Origin of the sequence: Ornithinibacillus jepli (assembly GCF_047228935.1) — a bacterium.
Taxonomy (GTDB): Bacteria; Bacillota; Bacilli; order Bacillales; family Amphibacillaceae; genus Ornithinibacillus.
Map to the genome: position 1 here is coordinate 372893 of NZ_JBFEGG010000002.1, position 26630 is coordinate 399522.

Sequence of the window (26630 nt, forward strand, 5' to 3'; positions counted from 1 at the left end):
AAATACTATCTGTACTCTTCTCCTTCATAAAAAATGCTCTGCAGACATCAGAATCTACAGAGCATCTTGATCGTAAACTATATAAAGCTCTGGGACAGTGGACCTGTCCCCCTGTCCCAAACTTGGACCATTAATCTCTGGGACGAGGAACCTGTCCCCCTGTCCCAACCTCTGTTCCATTTAGGTGGAGTGTTTGGGCTGTGTTTTGTAGGATTTTTTCTGCTAGTTCTGGGTTTTCGGTTAGAGAAAGTCCGTATGATGGGATCATTTCTTTAATCTTTGGTTCCCAGCTTTGCATTTGGTCTGGGAAGCATTTGGATAGTACTTCTAGCATGACGTGTACTGCTGTTGAAGCTCCTGGTGATGCTCCTAATAAAGCAGCAATTGAGCCATCTGCAGCACTTACTACTTCGGTACCAAACTGAAGCGTTCCCTTACCACCTGATTCTGTTTCTTTAATCACTTGTACACGTTGTCCAGCAACGACCATATCCCAATCTTCACTTCTTGCTTCTGGGATAAATTCACGTAATTCTTCCATACGCTTTTCTTTTGTTAATAAAACTTGCTGAATTAAGTATTTCGTTAATGAAAAGTTCTTAACTCCCGCTCCGATCATATTGACCACATTGTGCGGTTTCACGGAACGAATTAAGTCAAGGTAAGAACCTGTTTTTAAGAACTTCGGAGAGAATCCTGCAAACGGTCCGAATAGTAATGATTTTTTATTATCAATATATCTCGTATCTAAATGCGGTACAGACATTGGTGGTGCACCAACCTTAGCCTTACCGTACACTTTTGCTTGATGCTTCTCCACAACGTCTGGATTATTACATACCATGAACAATCCACTTACAGGGAAACCACCAATTCCTTTGCCCTCCGGAATGCCGGACTTCTGTAGTAAATGTAAGCTTCCTCCACCAGCACCTAAAAAGACAAACTTAGCAGAATGATGTTCTACGGTTCCGCTTTCAAGATTTTTTACTTTTAATTCCCACGAACCGTCACTAGTACGCTTCATATTTTTCACACTATGTTTATATTTAATTTTTACGTTCTTTTCTTTTAAATGGTCAAATAATGTACGGGTTAATGCTCCAAAGTTCACATCCGTACCCGAATCAATTTTCGTTGCCGCTATCGGTTCTGTAGACGCTCGGCCTTCCATAATAACTGGAATCCATTCCTTTAACTTATCCGGATCATCTGAGAATTCCATTCCTTTAAATAACGGACTTTCTGATAGCGCTTCAAATCGCTTCTTCAAAAATTCAACGTCCTTCTCCCCATGAACTAAACTCATATGCGGAAGTGGCATGACAAATTCTTTTGGATTCTTAATTAAATCCTTATTCACAAGATAAGACCAAAATTGTCTAGAGAGCTGGAATTGCTCATTAATATTAATCGCTTTCTTAATATCAATGGATCCATCTGATTTCTCAGGAGTATAGTTCAACTCACATAATGCAGCATGCCCCGTTCCTGCATTATTCCATTCGTTCGAGCTTTCTTCTCCTGGTTTTGCAAGTTGTTCGATCACGGTAATATCCCAATCTGGTGCTAATTCTTTTAGTAATGAGCCTAACGTCGCACTCATGATGCCGGCACCAATTAAGATAACATCTGTTTTCATTTCATTGTTGCTCATTTTCCCCATCCCTATCTTCTAGAAGTGCTAAATCTTTTCTTATTTAATTATACCATATTACTAGTTTATCTAAGATTGTTATTCATTACTATTATAAGATAGTCCTAGATTAATTGAAAGAAAGTGGTTTCAAATATTCCTATTAATGAGATATGAATACTCCCTTTTACTCTACGACCGCTACCTCCAGTATATTACCGTCCGGGTCTATCACATGATAAACTGGCCTCTTTGCACTTCTCCTTACACGAAAATGATTCGCTTCAAGCAGCCTGTAATAATGAAAAATCCTTACTGGGTCGGATTGTTTAATCGCTTCTGTTAAGCCAATTACCAATTCATCAGGTGGTAATTCCCCCTCATTCTCTGGGGCAGCCTGAAGCTTTTTCCTCGACCGGTGAAGTGCTGTCTTAACCACCTCATTACTCACCCGAAGCATCGCAGCGATTTCTCTAGAGCTATAGCCAAATACATCCTTTAGTGTAATTAGCATGGATTGTTTCAAAGGTAATCGCGAAAGTAAAATTTCAATTAAACTATCAAGCTCTAAAGAAGAATCTACCTCCCCATATACATCCTCATACTCCACATTCCCTGCTTTTTCTTTCCTTTTTTCATCAATAAAAAGGTTTCTAGCTACCGTACAAAGAAAAGAATGTGTCAATTCTCGATGTGGATCTGCTTCTTTTAGCTTAAAAATTTTTAACATCGTTTCCTGTACAATATCCTCCGCTACCCAAGGGGACTTAGTAAGTTTCAGGCAATATTTATATAGCTTCTGAATCATTAATTCTAAATCTGGAATATTCATTTTCTGCACCTTTTAAAAAAATATTTTTAAATCATGTAACTTTTAGACTATTATATACGTTATAAGGAGGAATTTCATATGAAGGAGGAGAGTTATGTTCAAAATAGGTAGTATTTTTATTCCAGTAACAGACATCGAAAAGTCCACAGCATGGTATGAGAGATTTCTCGGGGTGAAAAAAATTGATAGTTGGGAAGAAGGAGCTGGATTTTATTTACCGATCGGCTCTACGCAGCTCGCTTTAATCCAGGTGGAGTCTCAACAGCCGACTGAGTTTACGATTTCGGGCAGTCAAAAGAATAGCTATTATAATTTTGTTGTTGACGATATTGAAGCGACCCATCAACATTTCAAAAATAACGGTGTCGTAACGAGTGAAATAGATGACTTCGGAGGCATGAAGTTCTTTGACTTTTTTGATCCGGACGGGAATCCGTTTAGTGTCGTGAATGAAGTGGAAGGTTCGCCTTACCATTCCGATAACGTTAGAAAAATGCAGGAGAATGATTTGAAGGTGAAGTAGCGAAAAGAGCACGGGACAAAACTCAGTAAATAAAAAGAGTGGTTTCACCAAAACAGGTGATTGCCACTCTTTTTTACGTACACCAAAAGGTTCCATTAGGTTTAAATTACATTAATAGCAATCTCTTCCAAAAAATACTTCTCAATTAAAATGCCCTAGAAACAGATGCAAATCATCGTTTAATCTGAATTCTAGGGGCGTCCCTTTTGATATGATTAAATTTGTTTTGCATAGACCTCTTAATTGTTCAAAAGCTAGGTTATGAATTATTAAATCAAGGGTAAAATAATACTGAATATGTAAGGAAATGGTCCATTATACATATTTCATAGTACTATGTATAATATAAGTCATAATAATAAAAAACCGAGAATGTTGGTACCATTCCCGGTTTAGCATGATACGGATGTTCGGGCGGGTTCCCTCCTGAACACACTGTTTCTAGGAAAAGAACCTCACCCTGAATTTGATTTAGCCATCAAAGGGTGGGGTTCACTTTTTATTGACTAAAATAATTTTTTCCTAGCCTCTATCCAATTTAAACTTTCTTCACAAACTCCGACTTCAACTGCATCGCGCCAAATCCATCAATTTTACAATCAATATTATGGTCTCCATCCACCAAGCGGATGCTTTTCACTTTTGTTCCTTGTTTTAACACAGAAGAACTTCCTTTTACTTTCAAATCTTTCACAACGGTAACCGTATCCCCATCTTGTAACACATTGCCATTCGCGTCTTTAATGACATTTTCATCGCTATCTTCTTCTTGATTTAACATCCACTCATGACTACATTCCGGGCAAACGAGCATTGCACCATCCTCGTATGTATATTCCGAATTACATTTCGGGCAATTAGGTAAATTCATTGTAGTATCTCCTTATCGGTTAGTTAAACTTTTGACCATTATACCATTGTCTGTTCTAAATTGGGCCATATGTCCTTGCTGTTACCCCAGATAAAACATTAAGCGCCTCAGCAAACTAGAAGCAATTTTATGTTTATATGTCTATCCATCTAAATTACTAATAATTTACATGATTCTTACACCTCCTTTACATTTCCTTAGTACAACTTCTTTATAATGAAGTGTGTTGAGTTGACTTGGTATTTATAGGAGGTTACAGCTTGAAATTAGCGCTTCATAATATCTCAATGACGTTTGAAGATATTACCGCTGTTGACAATTTAAATGTCACGATCAATGAAGGAGAGCTTGTTTGTCTTCTTGGTCCGAGCGGCTGTGGAAAAAGTACAACATTATTTATGTTAGCGGGATTATATAAACCATCTTCAGGTGAACTATACTTTGGAGATAAACTAGTGAATGATGTGGAACCGGAGGACCGTGGGATTGGAATGGTTTTTCAAAACTATGCACTCTACCCACATCTATCCGTACTAAAAAATATTATGTTCCCATTAAAAATAGCAAAGGTATCGAAACAAGAAGCAGAAGAACGAGCAATTGAAATGGCCAAGCTCGTGCAAATCGAGCATTTATTAGATCGAAAACCAAAACAGCTATCAGGTGGACAACAACAACGTGTCGCTATTGCCCGAGCACTAGTAAAAAAACCAAATCTATTATTACTAGATGAGCCACTTTCAAACCTAGATGCTAGACTTCGTTTGGAAATGCGGGAGGAAATTCGCCGTATTCAACAGGAGGTTGGAATTACTACGATTTTCGTAACCCATGACCAAGAAGAAGCAATGAGCATTTCCGACAGAATTTTACTCATGAAAGATGGGAAGTATCAGCAATATAGCCCACCACAGGATATGTATGATTTTCCAGAAAATGCGTTCGTTGGTAAATTCATGGGAAGTCCGCCAATCAATATGATTCCAGTTAGCCTAAATGAAGGAACGATTTCGATAAAAGATACAGATCAATCCTTTGCAAACAAGCTCTCGTTACATAACTCTACTGTAGTGGATGCACTATTAGGTGTACGGGCAGAAGATTGGGCAATTGCTCAAAACGATAGTGAGCGTCTCTTAACAGCTCACGTAGAATTAGTCGAAAGAATCGGTCGGGATACATTACTTAGCGCAAGTATTGGAAGTCATTCCATTCGCGCTCTGGTTGACCCAGAATTTACTATTCAGCCTGGCGATAAAGTGGAATTAACAATCCGAAATAATCGTTACCACCTATTTGATGCTAATACGGAAGCGAATCTAGGATTAAAAAATGAATAAGGAGGGCTTATGTTGAACCAAAAACCAACATTATCCAGTACGCTAAAAGCTCTTCTTTATTTATTACCAGCACTCATTATATTAGGTGTTTTCAACATTTATCCAATCATTAAGTCTTTTTTAATGAGCTTTTATACCGATTACGATTATTTCAACGATGTAGTGAATGAGTACGGATGGGACAATTTTTCTTATATCTTTCAAGACCAAGAGTTTTGGACCTCTGTTAAAAATACATTCATTTTCGTTCTTGGAGTAGTACCCGCCTCCATACTAATTTCATTAGGAATCGCGATTATGCTCAATTCCAATATTAAATTACGGGGGATGTTCCGTTCGATTTACTTCATCCCGTTCGTAACTTCTGTAGTGGCGATTTCAATTGTTTGGCGTTGGATCTATCATACGGAGTACGGATTAATGAATTACTTCCTAGGAATCTTTGGAATTGATCCAATCAAGTGGTTAACTGACCCTAATTGGGCGATGCCCGCACTTATCATTATGAGTATTTGGAAAGGGTTAGGCTATAACATCATTATTTTCTTAGCTGGCTTACAAAATATTGATAAACAATATTACTTAGCAGCTCAAATTGATGGAGCAAAGCCATTTAAACGATTCTTACATATTACGGTTCCGTTATTATCGCCAACTACTTTCTTTGTCTCAATAGTAGCGATTATTAATAACTTTAAAGTGTTTGACGAGATATTTGCATTATTTGGCGGTAAACCAGGGCCCGCTTATAGCGCCCAGACAATTGTGTATTACATTTATGAGAAATTTTACAATGAATGGGAATTCGGGATTGCCTCTGCGGCAGCTTATATATTATTTATCATCATCTTCATCTTTACCCTTGTCCAGCTATACATCGGTAAACGCAGGGTGAATTACTAATGGGGGGGATTAAAGGTGAACAAAAAAGCTGCGTTATCTAAAGGGTTTATCTATTTAATTTTGACACTTGGTAGTTTATTAATGTTATTACCTTTTATCTGGATGCTTAGTACCTCATTGAAATCTTCTGGTGAAGTAACAGCATTGCCACCCGTGTGGATCCCGGAAAACCTTCAATGGGAAAACTATTCCGAAGCTTGGTCGATAGCACCATTTCTTCGTTATGGGCTAAATAGTGTCATCGTTACCGTTCTATCAACCGTTGGTGAAGTACTTACCACGATACTTGCAGCCTATGCATTCTCTCGCATTAACTTCTGGGGGCGTGACGTCGTATTCGCCATTCTTTTAGGCACGATGATGGTTCCAGGCGAAGTGCTTCTCATTCCAAACTACGTAACACTGGCCAATTTAGGTTGGATTGACCAATATGAAGCATTAATTGTTCCATGGTTAGCTAGTATTTTTTCTATATTTTTATTACGCCAATTCTTCCTCGGGATTCCGAAAGAATTATCTTATGCGGCGAAAATTGATGGCTGCCGTGACTTTCGCTTCCTATGGACCATCATGGTTCCATTAGCAAAACCAGCAATCATTACGATTGTCCTTTTAAAAGCAATCGGAAGCTGGAACGCATTTTTATGGCCATTAATTGTAACCCAATCTAAGGAAATGCGAACACTACCTGTTGGACTAACCTCCTTCAGTACAGAAGCTGGCACGATTTACGAATTATTGATGGCAGCTTCCACGATGATTATTTTACCAATGATAATTCTTTATATTATTTTACAGAAATACATCATTGAAGGTGTTGCGAAAGCTGGAATTAAAGGTTAATAGTTTTACAGAATTGGTTTTACAAGGGATGACCCTTATAAAATATAAAACAAACTCTAGGAGGAAACTACTTTGAAAAAGCTTTTATTAGCATTACTTATTTCACTTTTTGCCGTTGCTTTAGTTGCTTGTGGTAGCAGTAACGAAGATGAAGGTAACGAGGAAAATACAGGCTCTAACGAAACTCCGACGGAAGAAGGTTCTGAATCTAGTATCGTCACCTCTTTAGATGAGCCAATTGAAATTGAATTCTGGCATGCGATGAGTGGTGGTCACGAGGAAGCATTAACAAAAATTACTAACGATTTCAATGAATCACAAGACAAGATTACCGTAAAATTAGTTAACCAAGGTAGCTATGATGACCTATCAACTAAAAACATGGCTGCAGCAAAAGCAAATAACTTACCAGTACTTACACAAGCTTATGAAGACTGGATTACAGAATACCTTGAAAATGATTTAGTAGCAGATATGACTCCTTATATTACTGATCCTGAGATTGGATTCTCAGAAGAAGAGTTAAATGATATCGTAGAAGTTTTCCGCGAAATGAACATTTGGGATGGAAAATACTACGGATTACCGTTCAATAAGAGTACACGTATTATGTTCTACAATGTGGATTACTTAGAAGAAGCAGGTGTTGAAGTTCCGACAACTTGGGACGAGCTTCGCGCAGTTGCAGAAGCGACAACAGGGGAAAAAGACGGAAGAAATGTTATTGGTCTCGGACTAGAAAATTCTGTAACTTTAGAATTTAACCAATGGGTACACCAAGCTGGTGGAGTATACTTCGATGAAGAAAATGGAACATTTGAAATGAACTCTGCAGAAGGGAAAGAAGCATTAGAATTTGTAACGAGCATGATTGAAGATGGTATTGCACGTACTGCTGGTGAAGATGGTTATATGTCTGAACCGTTCGCACGTGGGGATGTTGCACTTTACATCGGTTCATCTGCTGGTATTCCTTACGTAGCAGCTCCTGCGGAAGAGAATGGTATTAATTGGGCAGCTACTGTATTACCTGCTGGTGAACAAGCAGCAACTCCATTCGCTGGTACAAACGTTTCTGTATTCAGTTCTGCAACGGAAGAAGAAAAATATGCAGCTTGGGAATATATGAAATTCCTAATTAACACAGAAAACACAACTTACTGGGCAATGCAATCTGGTTATTTACCAGTACGTTACTCTGCACTTGAGAGTGATGAATGGAAAGCATATACTACTGAAAACCCTGAGTACGGTGTAGGGGAACAACAATTTGATGCTGGATTCTATGATCCTCGTATTAAAGGTGCTTATGCACTTAAAAACGCAGTAGCAAAAGAACTTGACCGCGTACTACTTGGTGAAATTTCAGTTGAAGAAGGTCTAGAAAACGCAGAAGCAGCTGCAAAAAGAGAACTTGGACAATAATTAAACAGTTAAAAGTAGAGGAACCTGTCCCTTCAGGTTCCTTCACTTATTCTACTAGAGGTGAAAACAATATGAACCAAACAACTTTAATTTTCCACGGCGGACTACGTACTATTGGCGGAACGATTGTTAGTTTGCAATACGGAGAAGACCGTGTCATTTTTGACTTTGGACTAGTTTATAATCCGCAAACAAATATTTTAGATGCGCAAATAAAGCTGCGAGAAAGTGCGAAGACTCGTGACTATTTAACATTAGCTATGATTCCTCATATAGACGGCATATATAGTAAAGCCTCGTTACCAAAGAGCTCTTCCCTCATTCCAGCAAATCAGTTTCCGGGAGAAACTGCTGTTCTCATCTCCCACTTACACTTAGATCATATTGGGGGAATGGGCTTAATTGATCCATCCATACCTATCTATATGAGTAAGGATTCCTATAACCTGTATCAAACATTAGCATTGATTGGAGAAGGGGTGGACGGCGACAGAACGTATGAGTCTTGTGAATATAATCAGGCTTTCTTTGTCGGGAACATAAAAGTAACCCCACTTCAAGTGGACCACGACATCCCAGGTGCATGCGGCTTTCATATTGAAACACCAGATGGGGCTATTCTATATACTGGGGACCTTCGTTTACACGGGAGCCACCCAGAACGAGTGGAATCTTTTATAACAAACGCCAAGGCACTTGGATTTGACGTGTTGATTATGGAAGGAACTACCTTACGAAGTGAGGATGAGCTTCCCGAGGAATTACTTGTTGCAAGTACAGACTTTCCTAAAACATTAATTACTGAAAACACGATTCCAACACTTTTCACTGAACTCCTTCAAGACAAGAAAGGAATTGGTATTTTTAATATATACCACCGAAACGTGGACCGGATTGCCGGTGTTATACAAGCAGGGCGTTTACTTAATCGCAAGGTCGTCTTAGAAATTGGCACTGCCCAGATTGCATCAGACTTTCTACCGGATGAAACTTTTTACATTTATGAATCAGAAATGCTTAGACAGCGTCAAGCGAATAACAAACTAGAGAACTGGCAAACTCGTTTATTAGCCGCTTTTCCTATTATTTCAGCTGAAGAAATTAATAACAACTCACATGAATATTTAGTACAAAATTCATATGACCAATCATTAGAGCTGTTTGATTTACATACTGAAGGCGGGCTTTATTTGCATGCGGATGGGGTTCCTTTAGGTGATTACGACCCAGCCTTTCATAATTTAGAGCGCATACTTAATCTTATCGGTCTACCAAAAGCATTTGTTGGAACAGGTGGCCATGCGACACCACAGCATTTACAATATATTTTAGAGAAGCTGGACCCGAACGTGTTAATCCCACTTCATAGTTTTCATCCTGAGAGATTAAAGCCTAAGAGAGGAAAGCAATTATTGCCTCAATACGGGAAAACATATCTGTTACAGCGTGGGGATTTAATAGAGTGAGGAACGTGTGCGGTCTCGGATGATTTTAGCGATTCACAGCACAAAGACTAGGAGTTAGACATCTAATAAAGGGACGGGCTTTAAGATTGCAGGTGCCCGTTCCTTTTCTGTAATATAATCACTTATTCTCTATCACCCTACCAAGCTCAAACAATGCATCATGCGCTATCACCTGATAGTTCCGCCCTACTTTTTCCAAATAGTTCTTTTCACAAAATTGATTGAGCACATAGAGTAAATGACGATAGGACACCCCTAAATAATCACAAACCTCTACATGCTTTTCCCTATAAACGCCATTATCAGCCGTTTGTAAAATAAAATCAGCCAGCCTATTCTCAAGCGGGAATGCAAGACTCTGGGAGTACTTCGCTGCCATATTCGTTGCCTTCACACTCAAGAACTTTGTCAGCTCTCTTAAAAACTTCGTATCTTCTAGCAACTGTTTCCGGTAATAATGAATGGGTAGCGCAAAGCAAATTGTCCTCGTTGTCGCTTGAATTCCTTTTGTATAATACACATCATGTAGTAATTCCATTTCTCCAATGTATTCGTTCTTATTAATAAAATTAATTAACGAAACTTTTCCGTTTTGATGGGTAATATAAATTTTAGCCTTTCCTTCTACCACATAAAATAAATAATTCGGACGCATTCCTTCTTGAATAATCCAATCATCCCGGCTATACTCATGGACTTCTAAGTATTCTTCGACGGAAAAAGAAAATAAATGGCTGATTGATTCCTTTTCCATAAAGTCCCGCTTCTTCTCACCTTTATAAATTTCCATTTCCCACCTCACAAATAGGAGATACCTCATATTTTTATCCTTACTTCCATGATATCATGCAATTAACGAGGAGGATACGAATGAACACACAACGCTGGATGAGTATGCAATTTTTTAGTTTCTTTTTAACGTGGGGAATTTTTCTACCTTATTGGTCTGGGTGGATGATAGATACAAAGGGTATTTCGGTTCCAGAAGCTAGCTTGATAATGAGCTTCGGACTGGTTGCAAGAGGTTTATCTACATTATTTGCTTTTCCTTATTTATCAGGAAAAATTAGTAGTAGATTACTTTTACGTATTGCAGGAATTGCGACGCTTATTGCGATACTTTGTTATATTCCAGCAAGCTCCTTTACGAGCCTATTAATCGTTACGATCGGGATTCATATATTTTATCCGACACTAATGCCTGCTTTAGATAGTGCAGCCGGTGTTTTAATGCAAAGCAAACAACTGAAGCATTATGGTAGGGCCCGTCAATGGGGTTCAATCGGATTTGTTTCGATTGGAATGGTTTTAACGATTTTCACTGGAGCGTTTGGTGATGAAGTGATTTTATGGGCTTTACTAATTGGAATGGTTGGGTTTGTCGGTCTAGGCTTTATGCAAACACCATCTGTTTTAGCAGAGAAACCGCAAGTTAGCACGTCCCGTAGTGGGATGCTGCAGTTATTTCGGATTAAACATTTTGCCTTAGTATTAATTATCGTTATCTTACTACAAGCAGCACATGCGACGTATTACACGTATGGCTATATCTTTTTACAAGAGATTCATGCACCGATGTATTTAATCGGGCTGATTATTAATATTGCGGTTATTGCAGAAATCATTTTCTTCTCTATTGCGGATAAAGGGTTTCAGAAGTTCTCTGTAGGATCATTACTAACACTTTCAGCAATTGGTTCTAGCTTACGCTGGGTATTAGTATTTGCCTTTCCGAATGTGATTGTATTTTGTATTGCACAAACCTTACACGCACTCTCATTCGCAATGGCACACTATGCATTTATGAAATACGTCATCAACTATATTCCAAATGCACAAATTGCTAATGCACAAGGAATGTATTCCGCACTTGCACTTAGCTGGAGTACAGCGGTATTTACGATATTCGGTGGCTTTTTATATGAAATCGAGCCACGATTCGCCTTTATCGGTATGATTGTTTGTACGATTCCGGCTATGATGCTTGCGTTAGTTTACCGAAATGTGGAACTAAAAAGAGAGAAGGTTTCGGTTGAGGTTTAATGAAAAGCAATAGACAGGCTATCTTAAAGATTAGCCTGTCTAGTTGTATCTGCTCGAATTCATTATTTAATTTCGTTAAGATGCTTTTCCAAGCGATCCCAAGTTTCGGTAATTCCTTGCAACATGCCCATATCCATCACTGTCTTGAGTGCTTCCGGAGACTGATATTCTGCACGGCTAACAAGCTTCGTCATGCCATCCATTTCAATAAATTCTAACGTGATATCAGAAGACGGCAGCGATTCATCAACATTAGCATCCGCATCCGAGAAATAATCGGTATAACTAAACATTTCTGGCTCGTTAATTTCGTGATAAACCGCTTTTCCCCAAGACTCCATTCCGTAGAACTCCCCTTGATTCTGGTCGATACACTTCATACAGTAATGCCATGAACCACCCGGTCGGAAATCCACGTTACAAACTGGGAGTTCCCAGCCAGAAGGTCCCCACCAATGCTTAAGATGTTCTGGGTCTTTAAACATTTGAAACACAAGCTCACGCGGTGCATCAAAAACACGCTCTAAGATTAGCACCTGATCTTTCTCTACACTAGATTTCATTTCGTAAACGGACATTTTCATTCCTCCACTTTATTAATTTAATGGTTTCTTTCCTTGTAACACATTAAGATAATCGTCTAATCGATCCATCCGCTTTTCCCATAACCTGCGATAGTCATCTAGCCACTGGTCCAATTCTTGAAGTGGTTCTGGTCTTAGTTTGTAGATTCTGCGATTGGCTATCGGCTGTACTTCTACTAGCCCTGCTTCACTCAATACACGAAGGTGCTTGGAGGCTTGGGGTTGGTTAAGGTTCAGTTTTTCAGCAATCTGTCCTACTGGAAGTGGCTCCTCTCGAAGAAGGTCAATGATGGAAAGTCGATTTGGTTCTGCTAGTGCATTAAATGTTTGTACGTTCATGATGATTCTCTCCTAACATGTTAGTTTCCCAAAATTTGATGTTTATAAAGAATATCTCCTCCTCGTTTTCCTTTAGACTTATGTCGTGCTATGTTGTTGTTCTTATTATTCCATATGAGGAATATTCCCATCAAGGAATATTTAGATTTTTTTTAAAAAATATTTTTTAGGAGATGTAAGGAGTGTGTTTCAAAAGAGTAGGGAGACTCAAGCGAAGATTAAAATATAGCTAATGTAGTAATGGATTGGGATCATTATTTTTAGAACGGTTTCGAAATGATTATGTACAGAAGCTACTCACCTTTCGAAACCGTTCATTTAATCTTTAAAGGTTAGTCCTGCTTCTGCTAATGAATTTCTTAGAATCGGTAAAGAAGCCGGCCCAACACCATGCAGTTTTAATATTTCTTTTTCCGTATACTTGGATAGCTCCTCCAACGTGTCAATCCCTTCGTGAACCAATGCATTTCTTGCCGGTGAACTTAGTTTTGACAGGAAGCCACTTTTAGGCTTATTCTCTTTATCACAAGTAGGGCAGCTTGCACAATCACTGCTTTTGTAATACGTATGTCCTTTTTCACAAACTCTTAACGTTTTTTCTGCTGGCATGATAACCCCTCCGAATTAATTCATTTGATTACGTGATTTACCAGAACCAAAGTACTTTTCATATATGCTAGAGCATTTGACATTCCACATTCTTGGCCAAAACCCAACCATTCAATCCATATGAGGCTAAAATGATGTAATAAGAATAATGTTCTTCCTCAAGCTTATGTTCCAATTCTTTCACATCATTATAGTCTATTGGCCAACAATAATCTTTTTTCTCCTTTAACAACCCTCTATTTTGCCCGAAGAATTGTCCAAGGTCCTCTTCCTCAATATCTAGAATAATACTCCCATACAGATGATTTCTAAATACATGTGCCAGAACATCTGTGAACACAACATTGACCAATCTACCATCCACTGATTTAGTATGTAATACTATAACCTTATTTTCTAGATCTACCTTGTACGAATTAATAATGTTATCATGAACGTTTAACATGGTTGAATCACCCTGTCTTTCTATCTTTCCAGTATCAAATAATCTTTCGTTTTAACTACAGCTATACCGTACTTATCAGCATAAGCAAATATTTCATCATAGATGGTCTCTGGATGGAAGTTCATAATTCGTAAATTAAAGCCCTCAGCCGATTGGACAATGACACACTTTTTATTCCAGCCTATACGCTTAAACTTGATTCCAATTATTTGTTCCGGCTGTAACTTTTTACGATAAACTCTCATTCTGAATAGAAATATTTCAAACGTTATGGACGACTCTATTATTTTAATCTTAAATTGAATAAATAAGCATAGTAGAATAAACACAATAATTGTAATTAGATAAATTTGATAATAAATAATTCCAGATGAAAAAGTCATGGCTAGTAATAATAGCATCATAACGAATAAAAACAACAATAATCCTCTTTGCGTTTTTGCAGTGAAAGTCATATTTTATCCTCCTTTTCATATATTTTAGCCTAACTAGATATATGTTCAAGTAATATTCTTATTATTCTAACAATCTATTACTAGCTCTATTTATTTCTCAATATAACAGACTGAAAAGAATGAAAGTGAACATTTCCCCCAACGATTTCTTTTGGTACCACCTTAAAATACTCTATATGAAAGCTCTCTGAAAGTAATTCTTTTAAAGAATCATCTTCATAGAAAGAAAAGAATCGTTTAGGAGAATAATGATCATCTTCCCAAATCCCTTCCGAATTCTCTCCGCCATAAACACCTAAATAGAATAATCCTGATGGTTTTAATACTCTTTTTATCTCGCTTAATACCTTTTTCATGTCTTCTTTAGGAACGTGAAGTAGGCAGTTAAGAGCCCAAATGGAATCAAAATGGTGGTCGGGAAAATCTAGATTATAAAAACTCATAACGCTAGCATTTAGCCCCTTATCCTTACATAGCTTTATCATTTCTGGTGAAATATCGATGCTGAAGGTATCTAAACCATTTTCTTTAAAATAGAGACTGTCTTTCCCTGGTCCTGCCCCAATCTCCAATAAACTGCTACAATTTTCATTATGTATGTAATGTAAAAAGACTTCTCTTTCTTTAACCTTCCAGTCCTGTATATCATTTGCATTTCTTTCAACCGCCTTTTTGTTGTATGACTCCGTAATCTGTTTTTGAAATGTGTGGTTCATTTTTCACTTCCCCTCCTTATCAATCTTTTATCCTAGATCACTCATCTTTCTCATCCGTCTTCTTCTTTGCTATATAAAATGCCAATATGATCAGCGGAATAAAAATAAACCAAGGAATAATAATATGACTTTGTGTGAGTAGGGCAATGAAAAACAATACCACTACTCCAACTATAATGTATAAACAACCTCTCCCAAACGTTTCCAAATAGTCACCTCCGAAAACTTATTCAACTAGTGTGATTAGTAAAAGCAACAACATTATATAAACAGTAATAAAGCAAGAAGCACCAAAATTACAAAACAGCAACCTCTAAACAACATCCTTTGTGTTTTCGTGATACCCATCTTAACCTCTGTAAAATTAAAGTAGGAAACAAGAAAAACCAATCCTAATAAAGTCAGCCCCATTCCTAAAGAGTCGTCGTAAATAGCTACTTGCCTCAGCATCGCTACTCCTATAAGCAGCATAGCTAAATATCCTAGGAATAGATGGAGGTATTTTTTTCTATTCTCTTCATTCATATTTAGCCCCCTCCCAAAAATAGTTAAATATAGGCAATTCTCCTTATTTTTATCATATTCTTTAAAAAACACTAGATATCTATTTTTCTTATTTCATCATCCTGATAATTAATAACAACACAATTTTCTAACTATTTACTGTAAAGAAAAAAGTGACCTCACTGGATCACTATCAATCTAGTTATAGAATCCTTTTTAGATATCCGATTTTCTCAATTTACAAAACCAAATCCTTCTTCTTAGCATCTGCATCTAAACTTGATCCAATTCCCAAACCAATACAGAGGCCAATAGGTAATCCTAAGGCAATATTATCTAAAAATAGCAATCCAAACATGAGTCCTAAACTCGTTCCAAGGGACATATATATACTAAGATAATACCCACTCGTTATTAGCTTGTGCTGTTTTGTTAGATGAGAACTAATACTAGTGATTATTTGTCTATGTTGTTGACTATCAAATGAATCTATATGTTTAATCTGCTCTCTCATTTCAAATACATGTTTCTCCATTACAGGAAATAGTTGCTCACATTCCTCGCAATCTGGTGAAAAAGAGGCTAACCTTTCAACGATACGATTACACTTATCTAATTCAAGTTTGGTAGCAGTTTTCTCATCTGCTAAAGTTTTAATTTCATTAAGAATTTCTTTAAGTTCATCAACTCGTTGACTTTCCATCGTTTTACCTCCTTTTGTTTTACTCGTCACTTTTAAGGATATTATCCGAGGATGTATGCAGTTAGAAGAATTAGTAGGTTCATTATAATGTTGGAGGACTGTAAGGAAGCGCCACAGCGAGGATGACATAAATAACCAAATTAGCCGGAAGAAAAATAAATATTAGTCTTACTGCCAAAGATGATATCCCAAAATATTCGGCAATACCTCCACATACCCCCGTTAGAGCCCTATCGGTATAGGATTTTCTTAGCCTATTATTCACCTTCACTCCTCCTAATCGCTTATGAAAACGAAACATTCTCTACTAAAGTTATACGTATTTCTAATCAAAATGTTTCATTTATAACGTGTACTAATCTGGCTTCCTTCCCCAGCCTTCTTGATTACACAATGAAGTAATATGTGCTAGATGATGTCGACCGTGCCAAGCATAGATTCCGATATTTTCGCCTAATGAGACTTCACCTGAATCTGGGTGAACAAAAGACTTTTCCAGGTCAGTAGGACTTAGACTTTGTAAAAGGTTGGCCCAGCGTGTATGTAAGGCTTCTAATAGAGAAAGTGAAATATCAATTGGTAATCTATAATCGGAAAGCTCCGCCCATTTCGCTTCATCATATGGCTTAATCACTGGTTTTTCTTCCGTGAGAGCCAATTTAAAGCGAATATAGGCATTCAGATGACTATCCGCAAGATGATGTATTACTTGTCTTACGGTCCACCCTCCTACACGATACGGCGTATCAAACTGTTCATTATCAAGGTATTCCACAGTATCTCGTAATAATCTGGGTAAATCTTCTATTTCATTTATCCAACCTTTGATAATACTACTCGTAATCTCTCCATTGAATTGAAATTTACCAATTGGATATTTCTCATTCATTTATATTCCTCCCACAAAGTCATATTTTTTTGCTACTAGTCATGCCCACTAATATTTATCAATTGTACCCGTTCAAGAAGAACGTTTGGCTTCGTCTACAAAGTTTACACTCGCCCACTCTCCCTCGCTCTTAAACAACTTATAGACAGCCTCCTGATTCGTTATCGGCTCCTCTATCCATTTTAATAGCGTTTGAATAATCGGTTCTTTATCCGGGAAATAGTGAATAATGACCTCACATTGCTCATGTAATCGTGTTGTCCACACTTGAGAACGCACCATCACCATCGAATAATATGTTCGTATCAGTTTACGAGCAAAGCCCTGTACGTATGTTTTAAAATCTTCGTTAGAAGCTGTTTTTAACCGATGTAGTGCCCGGTGAAGTGACTCCTTAATATCTCCATTAAAGCTAATCGCAATCTCTGAAGTTAGTGTATACGGACCAAATCGTTCTCCTAAGTCCTCTCCGTACACACAAACAGAAATTTCCTTAAGAAAAGCATTTTCGTAATAATTCGCAGGATCCATTGTATAGTCGTAATCGGCAACAGCTATACCAACATCACGAACTAGATGTTGATACTTTTGTGTTAGGTTACTAGCAAGTTTTTTTAATTCATTCAATTCATCAGGATTTAAATTGCCAGTAAAAAGAGCGATAAGATCTAAATCTGATTTTAAAATTACCGCTTCACCCCTTGCAACGCTGCCATACACATAAACACTGTGCAATCGTTGGGGAAATAACCGTTTAAGAAGCTCGATAGACTCTTGAATACAAGGTTGATAGACTTTATCTATTTTCTCTAAACTAACATCACTTACGATAAATCCATTGGGGTCTAGACCATATCCTGGTTTAAGTTTCTTTATTTCTATCTCCTCCTTCTATATTATTCCTAGCTACTGCTAGGTATCTAGTTTTTATTCGTTAAAAGCTTTTTCGCCCCATATACTAATAAAACTATCCCTAGAATAAACAGAAATCCAACAAAGAAGTTATCAAAGATACCAGGCATGCTTGGTTCACCAGGATAAGAACCACTCCCGTTTAACTTTACTGGAAAACTTTCGCTTGCGTATTGGAAGACTGCAATGAACCTTTCAATAGTAAATAAAAGACCACTTAATCCTATTAATCCCATTCCTGAAATAAAACTAATCTTCCCCATGTATGTCCCCCTCCAATTTTTTGTTCAGTAATAAAATGTCTTGATTGTAAACATGAACTCTATAGAACCTATTCGTTCAATTCACCTTTTTATCCCAGTTCCATTTAATCGCAAATACTAAAGCAAGTATTTGGCATAAGATCCCTAAGCCCCACCCAATTATCAGTGCATAGCTTAATAACGGCCTTAAAGCAAACCCGATACCTATAAATGAAGAAGCTAATAAAATAAATACAATCGTTAATTTCTGATTCCTATTTATTGTCCTACCCCCTATCTAAATACCCTCCAATGCATTTTTCTCAACCCGAATCCCTTCCTTAGTACCTTTAACCACAACATCAAAATGACTACTATACGAATGCATAAATACCTCATACTGAATCCGTCTTTCATGATGGGATAACAATAAATACTCCATATCCGCTCCTCTATCTTCAATATCCCGAATCGATCTTCTCTCCAGCTCCGTATCGCCATCGGTATAAAAATAAATTAGTAAGTCAAATAGTTCCGGATCAGCAAATGCAACGCACATCCCTTCGACAATCGAGATTTTGTTTTGACCGGAAAGCACTTCACTTTTTAAATAATGCGTATCAATCGTACGCAAATCCATATTTCCCTTCAGCATCCGTACATCTCTTTCCAACGAAAGAATGTGATGTGCTGCTGGGTGGCATGCTGTCATCTTGAAGCGGTGTTCTTCCCCTTTATAGGTGTAGTCGATTTTGGCATACCTTCTTATATCCGAGCTCACAATGTATGGGTCTGTATTCATATAGTTCACTTCACACTTTAACTCTTCCATCAATTTATGGGCAAAAGTCGTCTTTCCAGCAGCTCCATGACCAGAAATCCCGATAATTAGCTTCTTATCTGCATGATGAATCCAACGTATGACTTCTTGAATTAATGTATTCATCCTTTACCCTCTTTTCTATAATTTTCAAAATGCTCAAACTACATCATACCATAAATTGGAATCACTTTTTTCACACAAAATAAGCCTACCAATTACTAATATAATTGATAGGCTTATACCTATTTTATTCCTCAAAGACTTCCTTATATTCCTCTTCCGTCACTGCATGAAACGAAAGCCTCTCCTCCGCTATCCAACATGACAATTCAAAACGCTCTGCCCCACCTTGGAATTCTCCTTCTAGTTTGGTTGATTCCCCATCTAAGGTAGTATAAAGCTCTAGAATTTTACCGTCCGTAATGCCGTTTACATCATAGTACGTTTCTTTAAAAGTTCCATCATTTGCTTGCTCCCTTACTAAAAGAGACCCGGTTAGTTCTCCCTCAAGCAGTGCCTCATCAAATGTTATAAATACCCGAAACTGTTCTTCCCCAGCGTAAAGGTAACCATATTGCCCTCTAAGCTCGGTGAAAAAATTCCGTATACGCTCTTGTTCCTCGTACTCTGCATGATCATCTACCTGGGCATCTTCCTGTCCATTTCCTTGAACCAACCAAATGACCACAACACTCAAAACAACGATAATTATTGCCATTCCCCATACTCTTTTACCTTTCATCCTGCTTCCCTTCCTAATATAGAATATATTGACAGAAACAAAATTATCGATGACTATGAAAAAATCGCTATGATTAAGCCTTCAGACGCTCCACAAACTCCTCTAATTTATCTAGAGAGGTCATATTATGGTTACAAGCTTCACTATCGCGGCAAATATAATTTCCGCGCTTTGTAAATGTCCCTTGCACCTGACCTTTTTTCTCAGCTAGAAACAGTCCTACTTCTTCATGTCCATTACAAAGCGAACATATCCCTTTCTGCTGTATAGGGTCAAATGAACCGTAAACCCCAAGCAGTTTGCCATTAGATTGGATCACGATGAACTTTTTATTCGAACTATAATCGATCCAACTTAGATAACATAATTCCTGTAAATCTAACTTTTCTATAACGGGTGGCTTTAGCTTTTTCACTTTAGGGAAAAGCTTCTTCATTCCTTGCTCCGTTACCTTAAACGGTATGACGAATTTCTTTAGTTGTGCCAAATAGACTTCTTGATCTTCCTTATCCTTAATCGTAATAATAGGCTGCAGGAGCTCTTCCTGTTCCGCTGTTAATTCAGGAAAAAGTGCTAGCACTCTTTCTATTGCCATTGATTTTATTGTTTGTTTAACACCTTTATCATTCGAAGTTGCGTGACCATTCACTAGGTTCCTCGCCTGCCGGGAGATAAAATTAAATTGATCCACGCGAATAAATGGTTCCATACTATCACTCCATTCTCATTACCACTATTATAGAAAAGAACCACTAACGTTTCTATGTAAAAAATGATTAGAAAATAATTATTACCTTTTATAAACAAAAAAGAACCCTACCCTTTAATCGTTACATCACAATAAGGGTAAGGTACTTCCTTTGTTTACTCTGTGTTCAAACCCGCTTGAACATCTATATCTTGCTAAACTGATCATGTATCAACATTCTCGGTTTATTTATTTTTATTCGTATAAACAATCTTTTTAATACTATCTGGCGAAAGATAATATTCAGTTGCTAAATCCTCAATCGAACAACCCGCCTGATAAGCCTTTTTAATCATAGCATTTCTTTTTGCTATCGACTTTTTTGCTCCTGATTGGGTTCCCCATTTTTGATAATTTGCTTTTGTCTTTGGAATATATATCGTTTCACCCTGTACAAACTTCTGAATTTCTTTTAATAGCTCTTCCGGCAAAATTAATTCCGCTTTATGATAGCTCATGATAACTGCTCCTTATCCTAAATTTAGATAATAAGGTAGCAAAGCCTATCATGACATTAGGCGAAGACCATTACCTCATGCAAAGTTTCACCTATTCACAACCAGGCTTTGCATGAGAAGCTACAATATAAGGCATCTTAACTGCCATACCATCACCTTCTTCACAGGTTTATAAAGATTACTATAATAAAAAAAGTCAGGATTTTCAATATTTGGCCAAACTGAAAAGGTAATGTAACACGGCACTTTTTAAGAGGAAAAAGAAAAACGGGTAAGGTTCTACAATTAATTAATCGAGGTAACGATTAGTTGATATTCGAAACCGTAACGAATTCATAGCCTTCTTCATCTAAGAAATTTAATACAAGCTCAACTGCTTCCACAGTAGTAGCATGGATATCATGCATGAGGATGATGGACCCGTCTTGAATATTTTCCTTGACGATGCTTAACACTTGATCTGGATCATGTGATTTCCAATCCAATGAGTCAATCGTCCATAAGGTAGCTGGCATGTCTATTACATTATCTACCTGTTCATTTCTCGCACCATACGGCGGTCGGAACACAGTGGGTGATTTACCAATAGCATGTACAACCGCCTCATTCGTTCTCTGAAATTCCAGTTCCATCTCTGCCTCACCAAGTGTGGTTAAATCCTTATGACTCCACGTATGATTGCCAATTTCATGACCTGCATCCGCAACTTCTTTTGCGATATCAGGATAGAAATCCACCCTGTTCCCAAGCATAAAAAAAGTAGCCTTTGCATCGTGTTGATCGAGTAATTTTAGAATTTGCTCCGTATTAGTCGGGTGTGGCCCATCATCAAACGTAAGTGCCACTCGTTTCTTCCCAACAGGAACTTCCTCTTTTAGTTCAGACTCAGGATTTTCCCCCTTATTCTGTTCTGGAGGATTAACTTTTTCTGCAGTTTTATCCTCAAGATGGAGTTTTTCTCTCCATTCATCCGTTATCCATTCTTGTATTTCCTTAATAGGTATCGCAATTTCTGGGGACCCTGCAGCACCTGCCGTCACCTCATATTTATTAAATTTAAAGACAACCGCTTTATCCGTTACATACATATTGGAGAAAGTATTATTCTCATCACGAATCCATTCTTCTAGCTGTTCTTTAAAAAAGTAAGTACGATATTCTGTGCTTTCAAATTCCTGCACTAATCGATCGTATATTTCCTCTTTACTTTGTTCATCATTTCTTAAAATATCGGTTTGCGTAATGAAATGATGATTCGCCGTATCTGCTATAAATACCTTTGAATTCTGCAGACCATTGGCACCTCCAAAATAACTATCATTAGTAAAAACTATGGAGTACACATTTTCAACGACTCGATAGATATCAAACGATAGATTTAAGGATGCGGTTCTATCATCAAGGAATTCCTTATTATCCTCCACCCCTAGGAAAAATTCATCCTTCGTCTCCGCAATAAATTCCAAGATTTCCTTATTTAACTGCGCATCCTCAAACTCTGGGTAATGGATGGCAATATTGTAAGTTTCTTCATCCGACACTTCCGTTTTGATGTTTACTCCAGGATAAGCCGACTTTGCGGTTTCTATTCCTTTATCTATTGGTTCTTTCGTTATGTCTTCATCATTTTCGCTTTTTGAAAAAGTGAAAAATAACAGTAGCCCTACTAATCCTATTAAAATGACCATTATAATCATAGATATTTTCCGTTGCTTCAAATCTAACACCTTCCACACTCTTTTTACGAACAATAACCATTATACGCTTCTGAAAAAGAGTTAACAAAGAATGTGTAGTAAAAGTTTAAAGACATTTTAATTATGAGACCTCTCATGCCGAAGTAGCCATTCCTTTCTCCATAACCCTCCCGCATATCCGGTGAGCTTTCCGCTTGAGCCTATAATTCGATGACAAGGAACTACAATACTTAATATATTTTTCCCGTTAGCACTTCCTACTGCTCTAACCGCTTTTTCGTTTCCTATCGCCATGGATATATCTTTATACGATCCCGTCTCGGCATATGGTATTTCAGTAAGCGCGTTCCACACGTTTTTTTGAAAATCTGTCCCCTTCATTTCATACGGGAACGTAAACACCTTGCGATTCCCTTTAAAGTAGTCGTCTAGCTCGTTATAACACTTTATTAGAACTGACGGTAGATTAGGATGGCATTCGTTCTCTATATCCTTTTTTTCGGAAAATAGTATCGATGTAATCATTTGATCTGTTCCTTCTATTTCTAAGACACCAATTGGTGATAAATAATCTACGCTATATCGCTTCGTCATATAAAGACCTCCAAAGGTAAAAAGTTGCATACGCTTCCCAACCGCTCCAATTAGCGGCATATTCCTTTATTTCCTCGATAGATGGTTTACGCTCTAAACCTAATATATTCTTTAATGCATTATGCAATCCAACATCGGCAATTGGTAAGGAAGAAGTATCATGTAGACATTTCATCATTACATAATTCGCTGTCCAATCCCCAATACCTCGTATCGAGACTAAGGACTTCTTCACCTCATTGAAATCTCGTTTTTGAAGTAACTTTTCTTTTGATAAGTTACCACTGACCATCTCTTCGGCAATGCCAATAATATATTCTGCCTTCCTAACCGTGAATTGAAGTTCTCGCAAATCATCCACCTGCAAGGAAGCAATTTTCTCATAGGTTGGGAAAACCCAATATGTTTCACCCGCAAACATTAAACTTTCTCCAAAACGCTCCACAAACCGTTTCTTTAACGTATAGGCAAAAGTTAAATTGATTTGTTGTCCTAAAACGGCCCAGACTAACGCTTCAAATAAATCAGGAATACACATGATTCGTAACCCACTATAGCTCTTTGCAATTCCCTTAAGAATTCCGTCGTTACTAGCTAATTGATAAAACTCCTTTAAGTCTGCTTCTAAATCAAACCATTCCCAAATAAACTTAGCTACTAGAGAACATCCCTCTTTCTCTGGCTGGCGGTCTGGGAAATCAACCTTAATGGCATTCTCCTCATAACGAATCCTGCATAAAACTAAGGAATCTTCAATCTTAAGTAGTTTATAGATACTTCCATCTTTTATTTGATGAAGAACCTCCTGACTAGATCGGCTCAAGAATGCAATACATTCGTAAAAACTAAATTCTTTAGGCGGGTAAACCTCGATATACGTTTTTTTATCATACCACTCCATTTTGACATTCCTTTCGATATGCACTAGGAGATGAATGGGTTATCTTTTTAAATACTTTATAGAAATTGGACGTGCTTTGAAACCCCACCTCATAGCAAATCTCTAAGTTCGTCATGGTGGTGTGTCTTAGCAAGTGGGCAGCTTTATCAATACGGATTTTTTCTAAGTAGGTGCGTGGGGTCTCTGTGGTTTCTTGTTTAAATAAACGCTCCAAATAAAAGGGACTTATCCCAACACCATCCGCTATATCCTTTAGCGTTAACCGCTGTTTATAATGGTTGACTAGGAAGGTAATCACATTTCGAACAAGCTCCACATGTGGGGACTCTTCGACTTCAGGCTGACATCTTTTACATGGACGATAGCCTCTAGCTTCTACTTCACTCTGGTCCAAGTAAAATTCAACATTTATTTTCTTCGGCTTCCTTGAGCGACAGGAAGGGCGACAGTATATTTTCGTTGTTTTTACAGCAGTAAAAAATAACCCATCATACGTACGATCACAGGCAATAATTTTATCCCACATTTCTTCAAATGACAGATTGATACTGGTTACCATGTCAGGAATCGTCCTTTCTTTACTATCTATTGTTAGCATATTACATTCGTCATTCAATGGAAAGGTATTTTGAATGAACCGGTTTATTGGTGTCATTTTAACAAGTAATTTCCTCCATTTCGTCCTCATTCTTGCTCTTATGGTCTATGATCAGGTAAGCAGCCCTCCATAAGAGCATTATGTTGTAAAAATTACGAATCTATTAAGTTAGGGAAATATTTGGTATAATGATGGGAAATAATCTATGTAAGGGGTTACATTCCTATGAACCAAGTAGTTAATAACAACGAAAGCTCTCATTCGAATAACCAGCTTGTTGTTGACGGCGTTCGTCTTCATGGCAGGTTCGCTGCAAGACCACATGATGTTGATCCACTAGACGAGTCATCTAAATTCCCAAGGGCTCTCCGCAAGTTTCGTCTGAAGGAGTGGGTAGGATTTACGTTGATGCACCCTGAAATATCGTCTTCGATGATTCTTCAGGACGCACACTATCTAGCAAGCTCAGAAATTTATGTTCGCGACAAGCAAGGGTTAGTAGAGCATAGTCGTAATGTTCGTGGTGGGTCTTTAAATCTATCACATGTATTATTCCCAAGCGCCATGGCTATCGATTCCAAAGGATACCGAATTGCCTATGACTGGGCGGACAAGCCAGAAGGACGTCACCGAATTAACGTTACTGTTGAGGCAACAGAAGATCAAGAAGCGATTACGATGAACCTTGAGCTTGATGGTTCCAACGCATCGGCACCGCTATCTGTCAGCTCCCCACTTCCTGGTGGCTCAATGTACACACATAAATTGGCATATCCCGCTTCTGGTACCGTAACCGTTGGTGATCGGACCTATACATTCGATCCATCGCGAGATCTTGCTGTTCTAGATGAGCACCGGACTATTTTACCTTACCGAACCACTTGGGTATGGGGAACGTTTGCATGCAACACTCCAGATGGGATAATTGGTGCGAACTTCGCAGAACGCCCAATTGTACCAGGAACAGATGAAGAATCTTGCCTATGGACACCGGGAGAATGTGAGCCACTTGCGGACATCACCTTTACCAAAACTTCCCTTGACCCGCTTGCGCCATGGCGGATGACTTCTGCTGATGGGCGACTAGATGTCACCTTCACGCCAGAGGACAGAAAAGGTGTTAAGCACCAGCTTGTCCTTGCTTCTATCGACTACTGGCAGATGGTTGGGACATATTCTGGAACGGTTGCTGGATATGAAGTGAAGGATGCACGCGGGGTTTGTGAGTCTATGAAGGCTAGACTATAGAGGATGTTTTGAATAAAAGCTCTTTATTAACATGTTTAATGAAGTAGTTTAAAAAAGTGGACATAAAAACGCTTGGAATAGTTCCAAGCGTTTTGTTCAATTAACCTTATTTAGCAAAGTTCAAACAGCACTTAGAAAAGATTGTCTCTTGGAAGTTATTTTTCCTTAGCAGCTCATCTATTGTCCAAAATAATAATGCCGTTATGGAAGCGAAGATTATTGCTGTATCAATTTCAACACCGTATAATGAAAAACTCGCATTAGATGGAAAAATAAAGCCAAACAATACACCAAATACCAAATGAACCATAAAAGCAACCGAAACTCTTACATTCCCCACGAATCGCCTACCAACATAATCTGATAGGAAGGTTACTGGTATAGCGTAAAGGATTATAAATGGCGCTAAATATATACTAAACATTGCTGTCATTGTGACTAATTCAAAAGGTTGTTTCCATTCCCCAAAGAATACTGCAAAAATAACTATTAGTGACATAGGGGTTGCTAATAAAGTTGTTACTATCTTTCTCTTTATCAT

General features: G+C 37.9%; 34 protein-coding genes. 8 read left to right on the forward strand and 26 right to left on the reverse strand.

The genetic code is table 11. The annotated features are described in order from the left end of the window. Nucleotides 1–130: 130 nt before the first annotated feature. Together AB1K81_RS09800 and AB1K81_RS09805 are read right to left on the reverse strand one after the other, a co-directional pair. Nucleotides 131–1657 carry a malate:quinone oxidoreductase gene (locus AB1K81_RS09800; protein ID WP_412976477.1) on the reverse strand — a complete coding sequence of 509 codons (1527 nt, stop codon included), beginning with the start codon at nt 1655–1657 and terminating at the stop codon, nt 131–133. A gap of 166 nt (nt 1658–1823) precedes the next feature. Continuing rightward, a complete protein-coding gene (locus AB1K81_RS09805; RefSeq protein ID WP_412976478.1) occupies nt 1824–2468 on the reverse strand; it encodes an RNA polymerase sigma factor in 645 nt (214 codons plus the stop codon). A gap of 94 nt (nt 2469–2562) precedes the next feature. Here AB1K81_RS09805 and AB1K81_RS09810 point away from each other — a divergent pair, with 94 nt between their 5' ends. After that, nucleotides 2563–2991, forward strand: coding sequence for a VOC family protein (locus tag AB1K81_RS09810; protein WP_412976479.1), 429 nt, complete (start codon nt 2563–2565; stop codon nt 2989–2991). Nucleotides 2992–3529: 538 nt separating this feature from the next. Here AB1K81_RS09810 and AB1K81_RS09815 read toward each other — a convergent pair. After that, nucleotides 3530–3862, reverse strand: coding sequence for a zinc ribbon domain-containing protein YjdM (locus AB1K81_RS09815; RefSeq protein WP_412976480.1), 333 nt, complete (start codon nt 3860–3862; stop codon nt 3530–3532). Between the two features lie 260 nt (nt 3863–4122). On the opposite strand from AB1K81_RS09815, the gene AB1K81_RS09820 reads away from it, so the two are divergent. The 5 genes from AB1K81_RS09820 (at nt 4123) to AB1K81_RS09840 (ending at nt 9839) form a co-directional block, all read left to right on the forward strand. Further along, nucleotides 4123–5202, forward strand: a complete 1080-nt coding sequence (locus tag AB1K81_RS09820; RefSeq protein WP_412976481.1) for an ABC transporter ATP-binding protein — start codon at nt 4123–4125, stop codon at nt 5200–5202. A gap of 9 nt (nt 5203–5211) precedes the next feature. Further along, a complete protein-coding gene (locus AB1K81_RS09825; protein WP_412976482.1) occupies nt 5212–6105 on the forward strand; it encodes a carbohydrate ABC transporter permease in 894 nt (297 codons plus the stop codon). A gap of 15 nt (nt 6106–6120) precedes the next feature. Beyond that, nucleotides 6121–6948, forward strand: a complete 828-nt coding sequence (locus tag AB1K81_RS09830) for a carbohydrate ABC transporter permease (protein ID WP_412976483.1) — start codon at nt 6121–6123, stop codon at nt 6946–6948. Nucleotides 6949–7020: 72 nt separating this feature from the next. After that, complete coding sequence (locus tag AB1K81_RS09835) at nt 7021–8373, forward strand: ABC transporter substrate-binding protein (protein WP_412976484.1); 1353 nt, start codon at nt 7021–7023, stop codon at nt 8371–8373. A 71-nt stretch (nt 8374–8444) separates the two neighbouring features. Then, complete coding sequence (locus AB1K81_RS09840) at nt 8445–9839, forward strand: MBL fold metallo-hydrolase (protein ID WP_412976485.1); 1395 nt, start codon at nt 8445–8447, stop codon at nt 9837–9839. A 118-nt stretch (nt 9840–9957) separates the two neighbouring features. Here AB1K81_RS09840 and yeiL read toward each other — a convergent pair whose 3' ends face one another. Next, nucleotides 9958–10629, reverse strand: coding sequence for a transcriptional regulator YeiL (yeiL, locus tag AB1K81_RS09845; protein WP_412976486.1), 672 nt, complete (start codon nt 10627–10629; stop codon nt 9958–9960). A gap of 80 nt (nt 10630–10709) precedes the next feature. Here yeiL and AB1K81_RS09850 point away from each other — a divergent pair, with 80 nt between their 5' ends. Beyond that, a complete protein-coding gene (locus tag AB1K81_RS09850; RefSeq protein WP_412976487.1) occupies nt 10710–11882 on the forward strand; it encodes an MFS transporter in 1173 nt (390 codons plus the stop codon). A 62-nt stretch (nt 11883–11944) separates the two neighbouring features. On the opposite strand, the gene AB1K81_RS09855 is transcribed toward AB1K81_RS09850, so the two are convergent. From AB1K81_RS09855 to AB1K81_RS09955, 21 genes are all read right to left on the reverse strand, one after another. Continuing rightward, on the reverse strand, nt 11945–12460 hold the full coding sequence (locus tag AB1K81_RS09855) for an SRPBCC domain-containing protein (RefSeq protein ID WP_412976488.1): 516 nt from the start codon (nt 12458–12460) through the stop codon (nt 11945–11947). Between the two features lie 18 nt (nt 12461–12478). After that, nucleotides 12479–12805, reverse strand: coding sequence for an ArsR/SmtB family transcription factor (locus tag AB1K81_RS09860; RefSeq protein WP_412976489.1), 327 nt, complete (start codon nt 12803–12805; stop codon nt 12479–12481). Between the two features lie 318 nt (nt 12806–13123). Then, nucleotides 13124–13414, reverse strand: coding sequence for an RNA polymerase alpha subunit C-terminal domain-containing protein (locus tag AB1K81_RS09865; RefSeq protein WP_412976490.1), 291 nt, complete (start codon nt 13412–13414; stop codon nt 13124–13126). A gap of 67 nt (nt 13415–13481) precedes the next feature. Continuing rightward, nucleotides 13482–13859, reverse strand: a complete 378-nt coding sequence (locus AB1K81_RS09870) for a hypothetical protein (protein WP_412976491.1) — start codon at nt 13857–13859, stop codon at nt 13482–13484. Nucleotides 13860–13879: 20 nt separating this feature from the next. Further along, a complete protein-coding gene (locus tag AB1K81_RS09875; protein ID WP_412976492.1) occupies nt 13880–14314 on the reverse strand; it encodes a hypothetical protein in 435 nt (144 codons plus the stop codon). Between the two features lie 86 nt (nt 14315–14400). Further along, nucleotides 14401–15030: a class I SAM-dependent methyltransferase gene (locus AB1K81_RS09880; protein ID WP_412976493.1), complete on the reverse strand. Its 630-nt coding sequence runs from the start codon at nt 15028–15030 to the stop codon at nt 14401–14403. Nucleotides 15031–15067: 37 nt separating this feature from the next. Beyond that, entirely contained in the window at nt 15068–15238 is a 171-nt protein-coding gene (locus AB1K81_RS09885) for a hypothetical protein (RefSeq protein ID WP_412976494.1), read from the reverse strand. Between the two features lie 53 nt (nt 15239–15291). Next, nucleotides 15292–15555 carry a hypothetical protein gene (locus AB1K81_RS09890; RefSeq protein WP_412976495.1) on the reverse strand — a complete coding sequence of 88 codons (264 nt, stop codon included), beginning with the start codon at nt 15553–15555 and terminating at the stop codon, nt 15292–15294. Nucleotides 15556–15772: 217 nt separating this feature from the next. Continuing rightward, a complete protein-coding gene (locus AB1K81_RS09895) occupies nt 15773–16237 on the reverse strand; it encodes a glycine zipper domain-containing protein (RefSeq protein WP_412976496.1) in 465 nt (154 codons plus the stop codon). A gap of 82 nt (nt 16238–16319) precedes the next feature. Next, entirely contained in the window at nt 16320–16538 is a 219-nt protein-coding gene (locus tag AB1K81_RS09900) for a PspC domain-containing protein (protein WP_412976497.1), read from the reverse strand. Nucleotides 16539–16592: 54 nt separating this feature from the next. Further along, nucleotides 16593–17126, reverse strand: a complete 534-nt coding sequence (locus AB1K81_RS09905) for a YfiT family bacillithiol transferase (RefSeq protein ID WP_412976498.1) — start codon at nt 17124–17126, stop codon at nt 16593–16595. Nucleotides 17127–17198: 72 nt separating this feature from the next. Then, the gene (locus AB1K81_RS09910) at nt 17199–18008 is read right to left on the reverse strand and encodes a nucleotidyltransferase domain-containing protein (protein WP_412976850.1); all 810 of its coding nucleotides are present in this window, start codon (nt 18006–18008) and stop codon (nt 17199–17201) included. Between the two features lie 38 nt (nt 18009–18046). Then, nucleotides 18047–18301, reverse strand: a complete 255-nt coding sequence (locus tag AB1K81_RS09915; RefSeq protein ID WP_412976499.1) for a hypothetical protein — start codon at nt 18299–18301, stop codon at nt 18047–18049. A 277-nt stretch (nt 18302–18578) separates the two neighbouring features. Beyond that, nucleotides 18579–19226, reverse strand: a complete 648-nt coding sequence (locus AB1K81_RS09920) for a uridine kinase family protein (RefSeq protein ID WP_412976500.1) — start codon at nt 19224–19226, stop codon at nt 18579–18581. A 124-nt stretch (nt 19227–19350) separates the two neighbouring features. Next, nucleotides 19351–19845 carry a hypothetical protein gene (locus AB1K81_RS09925; RefSeq protein WP_412976501.1) on the reverse strand — a complete coding sequence of 165 codons (495 nt, stop codon included), beginning with the start codon at nt 19843–19845 and terminating at the stop codon, nt 19351–19353. A 73-nt stretch (nt 19846–19918) separates the two neighbouring features. Next, nucleotides 19919–20554: a FusB/FusC family EF-G-binding protein gene (locus tag AB1K81_RS09930; protein ID WP_412976502.1), complete on the reverse strand. Its 636-nt coding sequence runs from the start codon at nt 20552–20554 to the stop codon at nt 19919–19921. Nucleotides 20555–20778: 224 nt separating this feature from the next. Next, nucleotides 20779–21051, reverse strand: coding sequence for a CD3324 family protein (locus AB1K81_RS09935; protein WP_412976503.1), 273 nt, complete (start codon nt 21049–21051; stop codon nt 20779–20781). Between the two features lie 305 nt (nt 21052–21356). Then, the gene (locus AB1K81_RS09940; protein ID WP_412976504.1) at nt 21357–22769 is read right to left on the reverse strand and encodes a polysaccharide deacetylase family protein; all 1413 of its coding nucleotides are present in this window, start codon (nt 22767–22769) and stop codon (nt 21357–21359) included. A gap of 96 nt (nt 22770–22865) precedes the next feature. Then, the gene (locus AB1K81_RS09945) at nt 22866–23342 is read right to left on the reverse strand and encodes a methylated-DNA--[protein]-cysteine S-methyltransferase (protein ID WP_412976505.1); all 477 of its coding nucleotides are present in this window, start codon (nt 23340–23342) and stop codon (nt 22866–22868) included. Continuing rightward, nucleotides 23326–24243, reverse strand: coding sequence for a DNA-3-methyladenine glycosylase family protein (locus AB1K81_RS09950; protein ID WP_412976506.1), 918 nt, complete (start codon nt 24241–24243; stop codon nt 23326–23328). The genes AB1K81_RS09945 and AB1K81_RS09950 overlap by 17 nt, the downstream gene beginning before the upstream one ends. Then, on the reverse strand, nt 24230–24802 hold the full coding sequence (locus AB1K81_RS09955) for a bifunctional transcriptional activator/DNA repair enzyme AdaA (RefSeq protein WP_412976851.1): 573 nt from the start codon (nt 24800–24802) through the stop codon (nt 24230–24232). The genes AB1K81_RS09950 and AB1K81_RS09955 overlap by 14 nt, the downstream gene beginning before the upstream one ends. Nucleotides 24803–25066: 264 nt before the next feature. On the opposite strand from AB1K81_RS09955, the gene AB1K81_RS09960 reads away from it, so the two are divergent. Continuing rightward, nucleotides 25067–26089, forward strand: a complete 1023-nt coding sequence (locus tag AB1K81_RS09960; RefSeq protein WP_412976507.1) for a DUF2804 domain-containing protein — start codon at nt 25067–25069, stop codon at nt 26087–26089. Between the two features lie 106 nt (nt 26090–26195). On the opposite strand, the gene AB1K81_RS09965 is transcribed toward AB1K81_RS09960, so the two are convergent. Next, nucleotides 26196–26630, reverse strand: coding sequence for a hypothetical protein (locus AB1K81_RS09965; protein WP_412976508.1), 435 nt, complete (start codon nt 26628–26630; stop codon nt 26196–26198).

Coding starts and splice junctions, on each gene's coding strand:
- AB1K81_RS09950 (WP_412976506.1), bottom strand. CDS start 24,243: ATGGAGTGGTATGATAAAAAAACGTATATCGAGGTTTACCCGCCTAAA.
- AB1K81_RS09935 (WP_412976503.1), bottom strand. CDS start 21,051: ATGAGCTATCATAAAGCGGAATTAATTTTGCCGGAAGAGCTATTAAAA.
- AB1K81_RS09945 (WP_412976505.1), bottom strand. CDS start 23,342: ATGACGAAGCGATATAGCGTAGATTATTTATCACCAATTGGTGTCTTA.
- AB1K81_RS09855 (WP_412976488.1), bottom strand. CDS start 12,460: ATGTCCGTTTACGAAATGAAATCTAGTGTAGAGAAAGATCAGGTGCTA.
- AB1K81_RS09880 (WP_412976493.1), bottom strand. CDS start 15,030: ATGAACCACACATTTCAAAAACAGATTACGGAGTCATACAACAAAAAG.
- AB1K81_RS09810 (WP_412976479.1), top strand. CDS start 2,563: ATGTTCAAAATAGGTAGTATTTTTATTCCAGTAACAGACATCGAAAAG.
- AB1K81_RS09930 (WP_412976502.1), bottom strand. CDS start 20,554: ATGGAACCATTTATTCGCGTGGATCAATTTAATTTTATCTCCCGGCAG.
- AB1K81_RS09925 (WP_412976501.1), bottom strand. CDS start 19,845: ATGAAAGGTAAAAGAGTATGGGGAATGGCAATAATTATCGTTGTTTTG.
- AB1K81_RS09870 (WP_412976491.1), bottom strand. CDS start 13,859: ATGTTAAACGTTCATGATAACATTATTAATTCGTACAAGGTAGATCTA.
- AB1K81_RS09890 (WP_412976495.1), bottom strand. CDS start 15,555: ATGAATGAAGAGAATAGAAAAAAATACCTCCATCTATTCCTAGGATAT.
- AB1K81_RS09905 (WP_412976498.1), bottom strand. CDS start 17,126: ATGAATGAGAAATATCCAATTGGTAAATTTCAATTCAATGGAGAGATT.
- AB1K81_RS09900 (WP_412976497.1), bottom strand. CDS start 16,538: ATGTTTCGTTTTCATAAGCGATTAGGAGGAGTGAAGGTGAATAATAGG.
- AB1K81_RS09840 (WP_412976485.1), top strand. CDS start 8,445: ATGAACCAAACAACTTTAATTTTCCACGGCGGACTACGTACTATTGGC.
- AB1K81_RS09860 (WP_412976489.1), bottom strand. CDS start 12,805: ATGAACGTACAAACATTTAATGCACTAGCAGAACCAAATCGACTTTCC.
- AB1K81_RS09875 (WP_412976492.1), bottom strand. CDS start 14,314: ATGACTTTCACTGCAAAAACGCAAAGAGGATTATTGTTGTTTTTATTC.
- AB1K81_RS09825 (WP_412976482.1), top strand. CDS start 5,212: ATGTTGAACCAAAAACCAACATTATCCAGTACGCTAAAAGCTCTTCTT.
- AB1K81_RS09800 (WP_412976477.1), bottom strand. CDS start 1,657: ATGAGCAACAATGAAATGAAAACAGATGTTATCTTAATTGGTGCCGGC.
- AB1K81_RS09865 (WP_412976490.1), bottom strand. CDS start 13,414: ATGCCAGCAGAAAAAACGTTAAGAGTTTGTGAAAAAGGACATACGTAT.
- AB1K81_RS09895 (WP_412976496.1), bottom strand. CDS start 16,237: ATGGAAAGTCAACGAGTTGATGAACTTAAAGAAATTCTTAATGAAATT.
- AB1K81_RS09960 (WP_412976507.1), top strand. CDS start 25,067: ATGAACCAAGTAGTTAATAACAACGAAAGCTCTCATTCGAATAACCAG.
- AB1K81_RS09920 (WP_412976500.1), bottom strand. CDS start 19,226: ATGAATACATTAATTCAAGAAGTCATACGTTGGATTCATCATGCAGAT.
- AB1K81_RS09955 (WP_412976851.1), bottom strand. CDS start 24,802: ATGGTAACCAGTATCAATCTGTCATTTGAAGAAATGTGGGATAAAATT.
- AB1K81_RS09850 (WP_412976487.1), top strand. CDS start 10,710: ATGAACACACAACGCTGGATGAGTATGCAATTTTTTAGTTTCTTTTTA.
- AB1K81_RS09965 (WP_412976508.1), bottom strand. CDS start 26,630: ATGATAAAGAGAAAGATAGTAACAACTTTATTAGCAACCCCTATGTCA.
- AB1K81_RS09815 (WP_412976480.1), bottom strand. CDS start 3,862: ATGAATTTACCTAATTGCCCGAAATGTAATTCGGAATATACATACGAG.
- AB1K81_RS09805 (WP_412976478.1), bottom strand. CDS start 2,468: ATGAATATTCCAGATTTAGAATTAATGATTCAGAAGCTATATAAATAT.
- AB1K81_RS09915 (WP_412976499.1), bottom strand. CDS start 18,301: ATGGGGAAGATTAGTTTTATTTCAGGAATGGGATTAATAGGATTAAGT.
- yeiL (WP_412976486.1), bottom strand. CDS start 10,629: ATGGAAATTTATAAAGGTGAGAAGAAGCGGGACTTTATGGAAAAGGAA.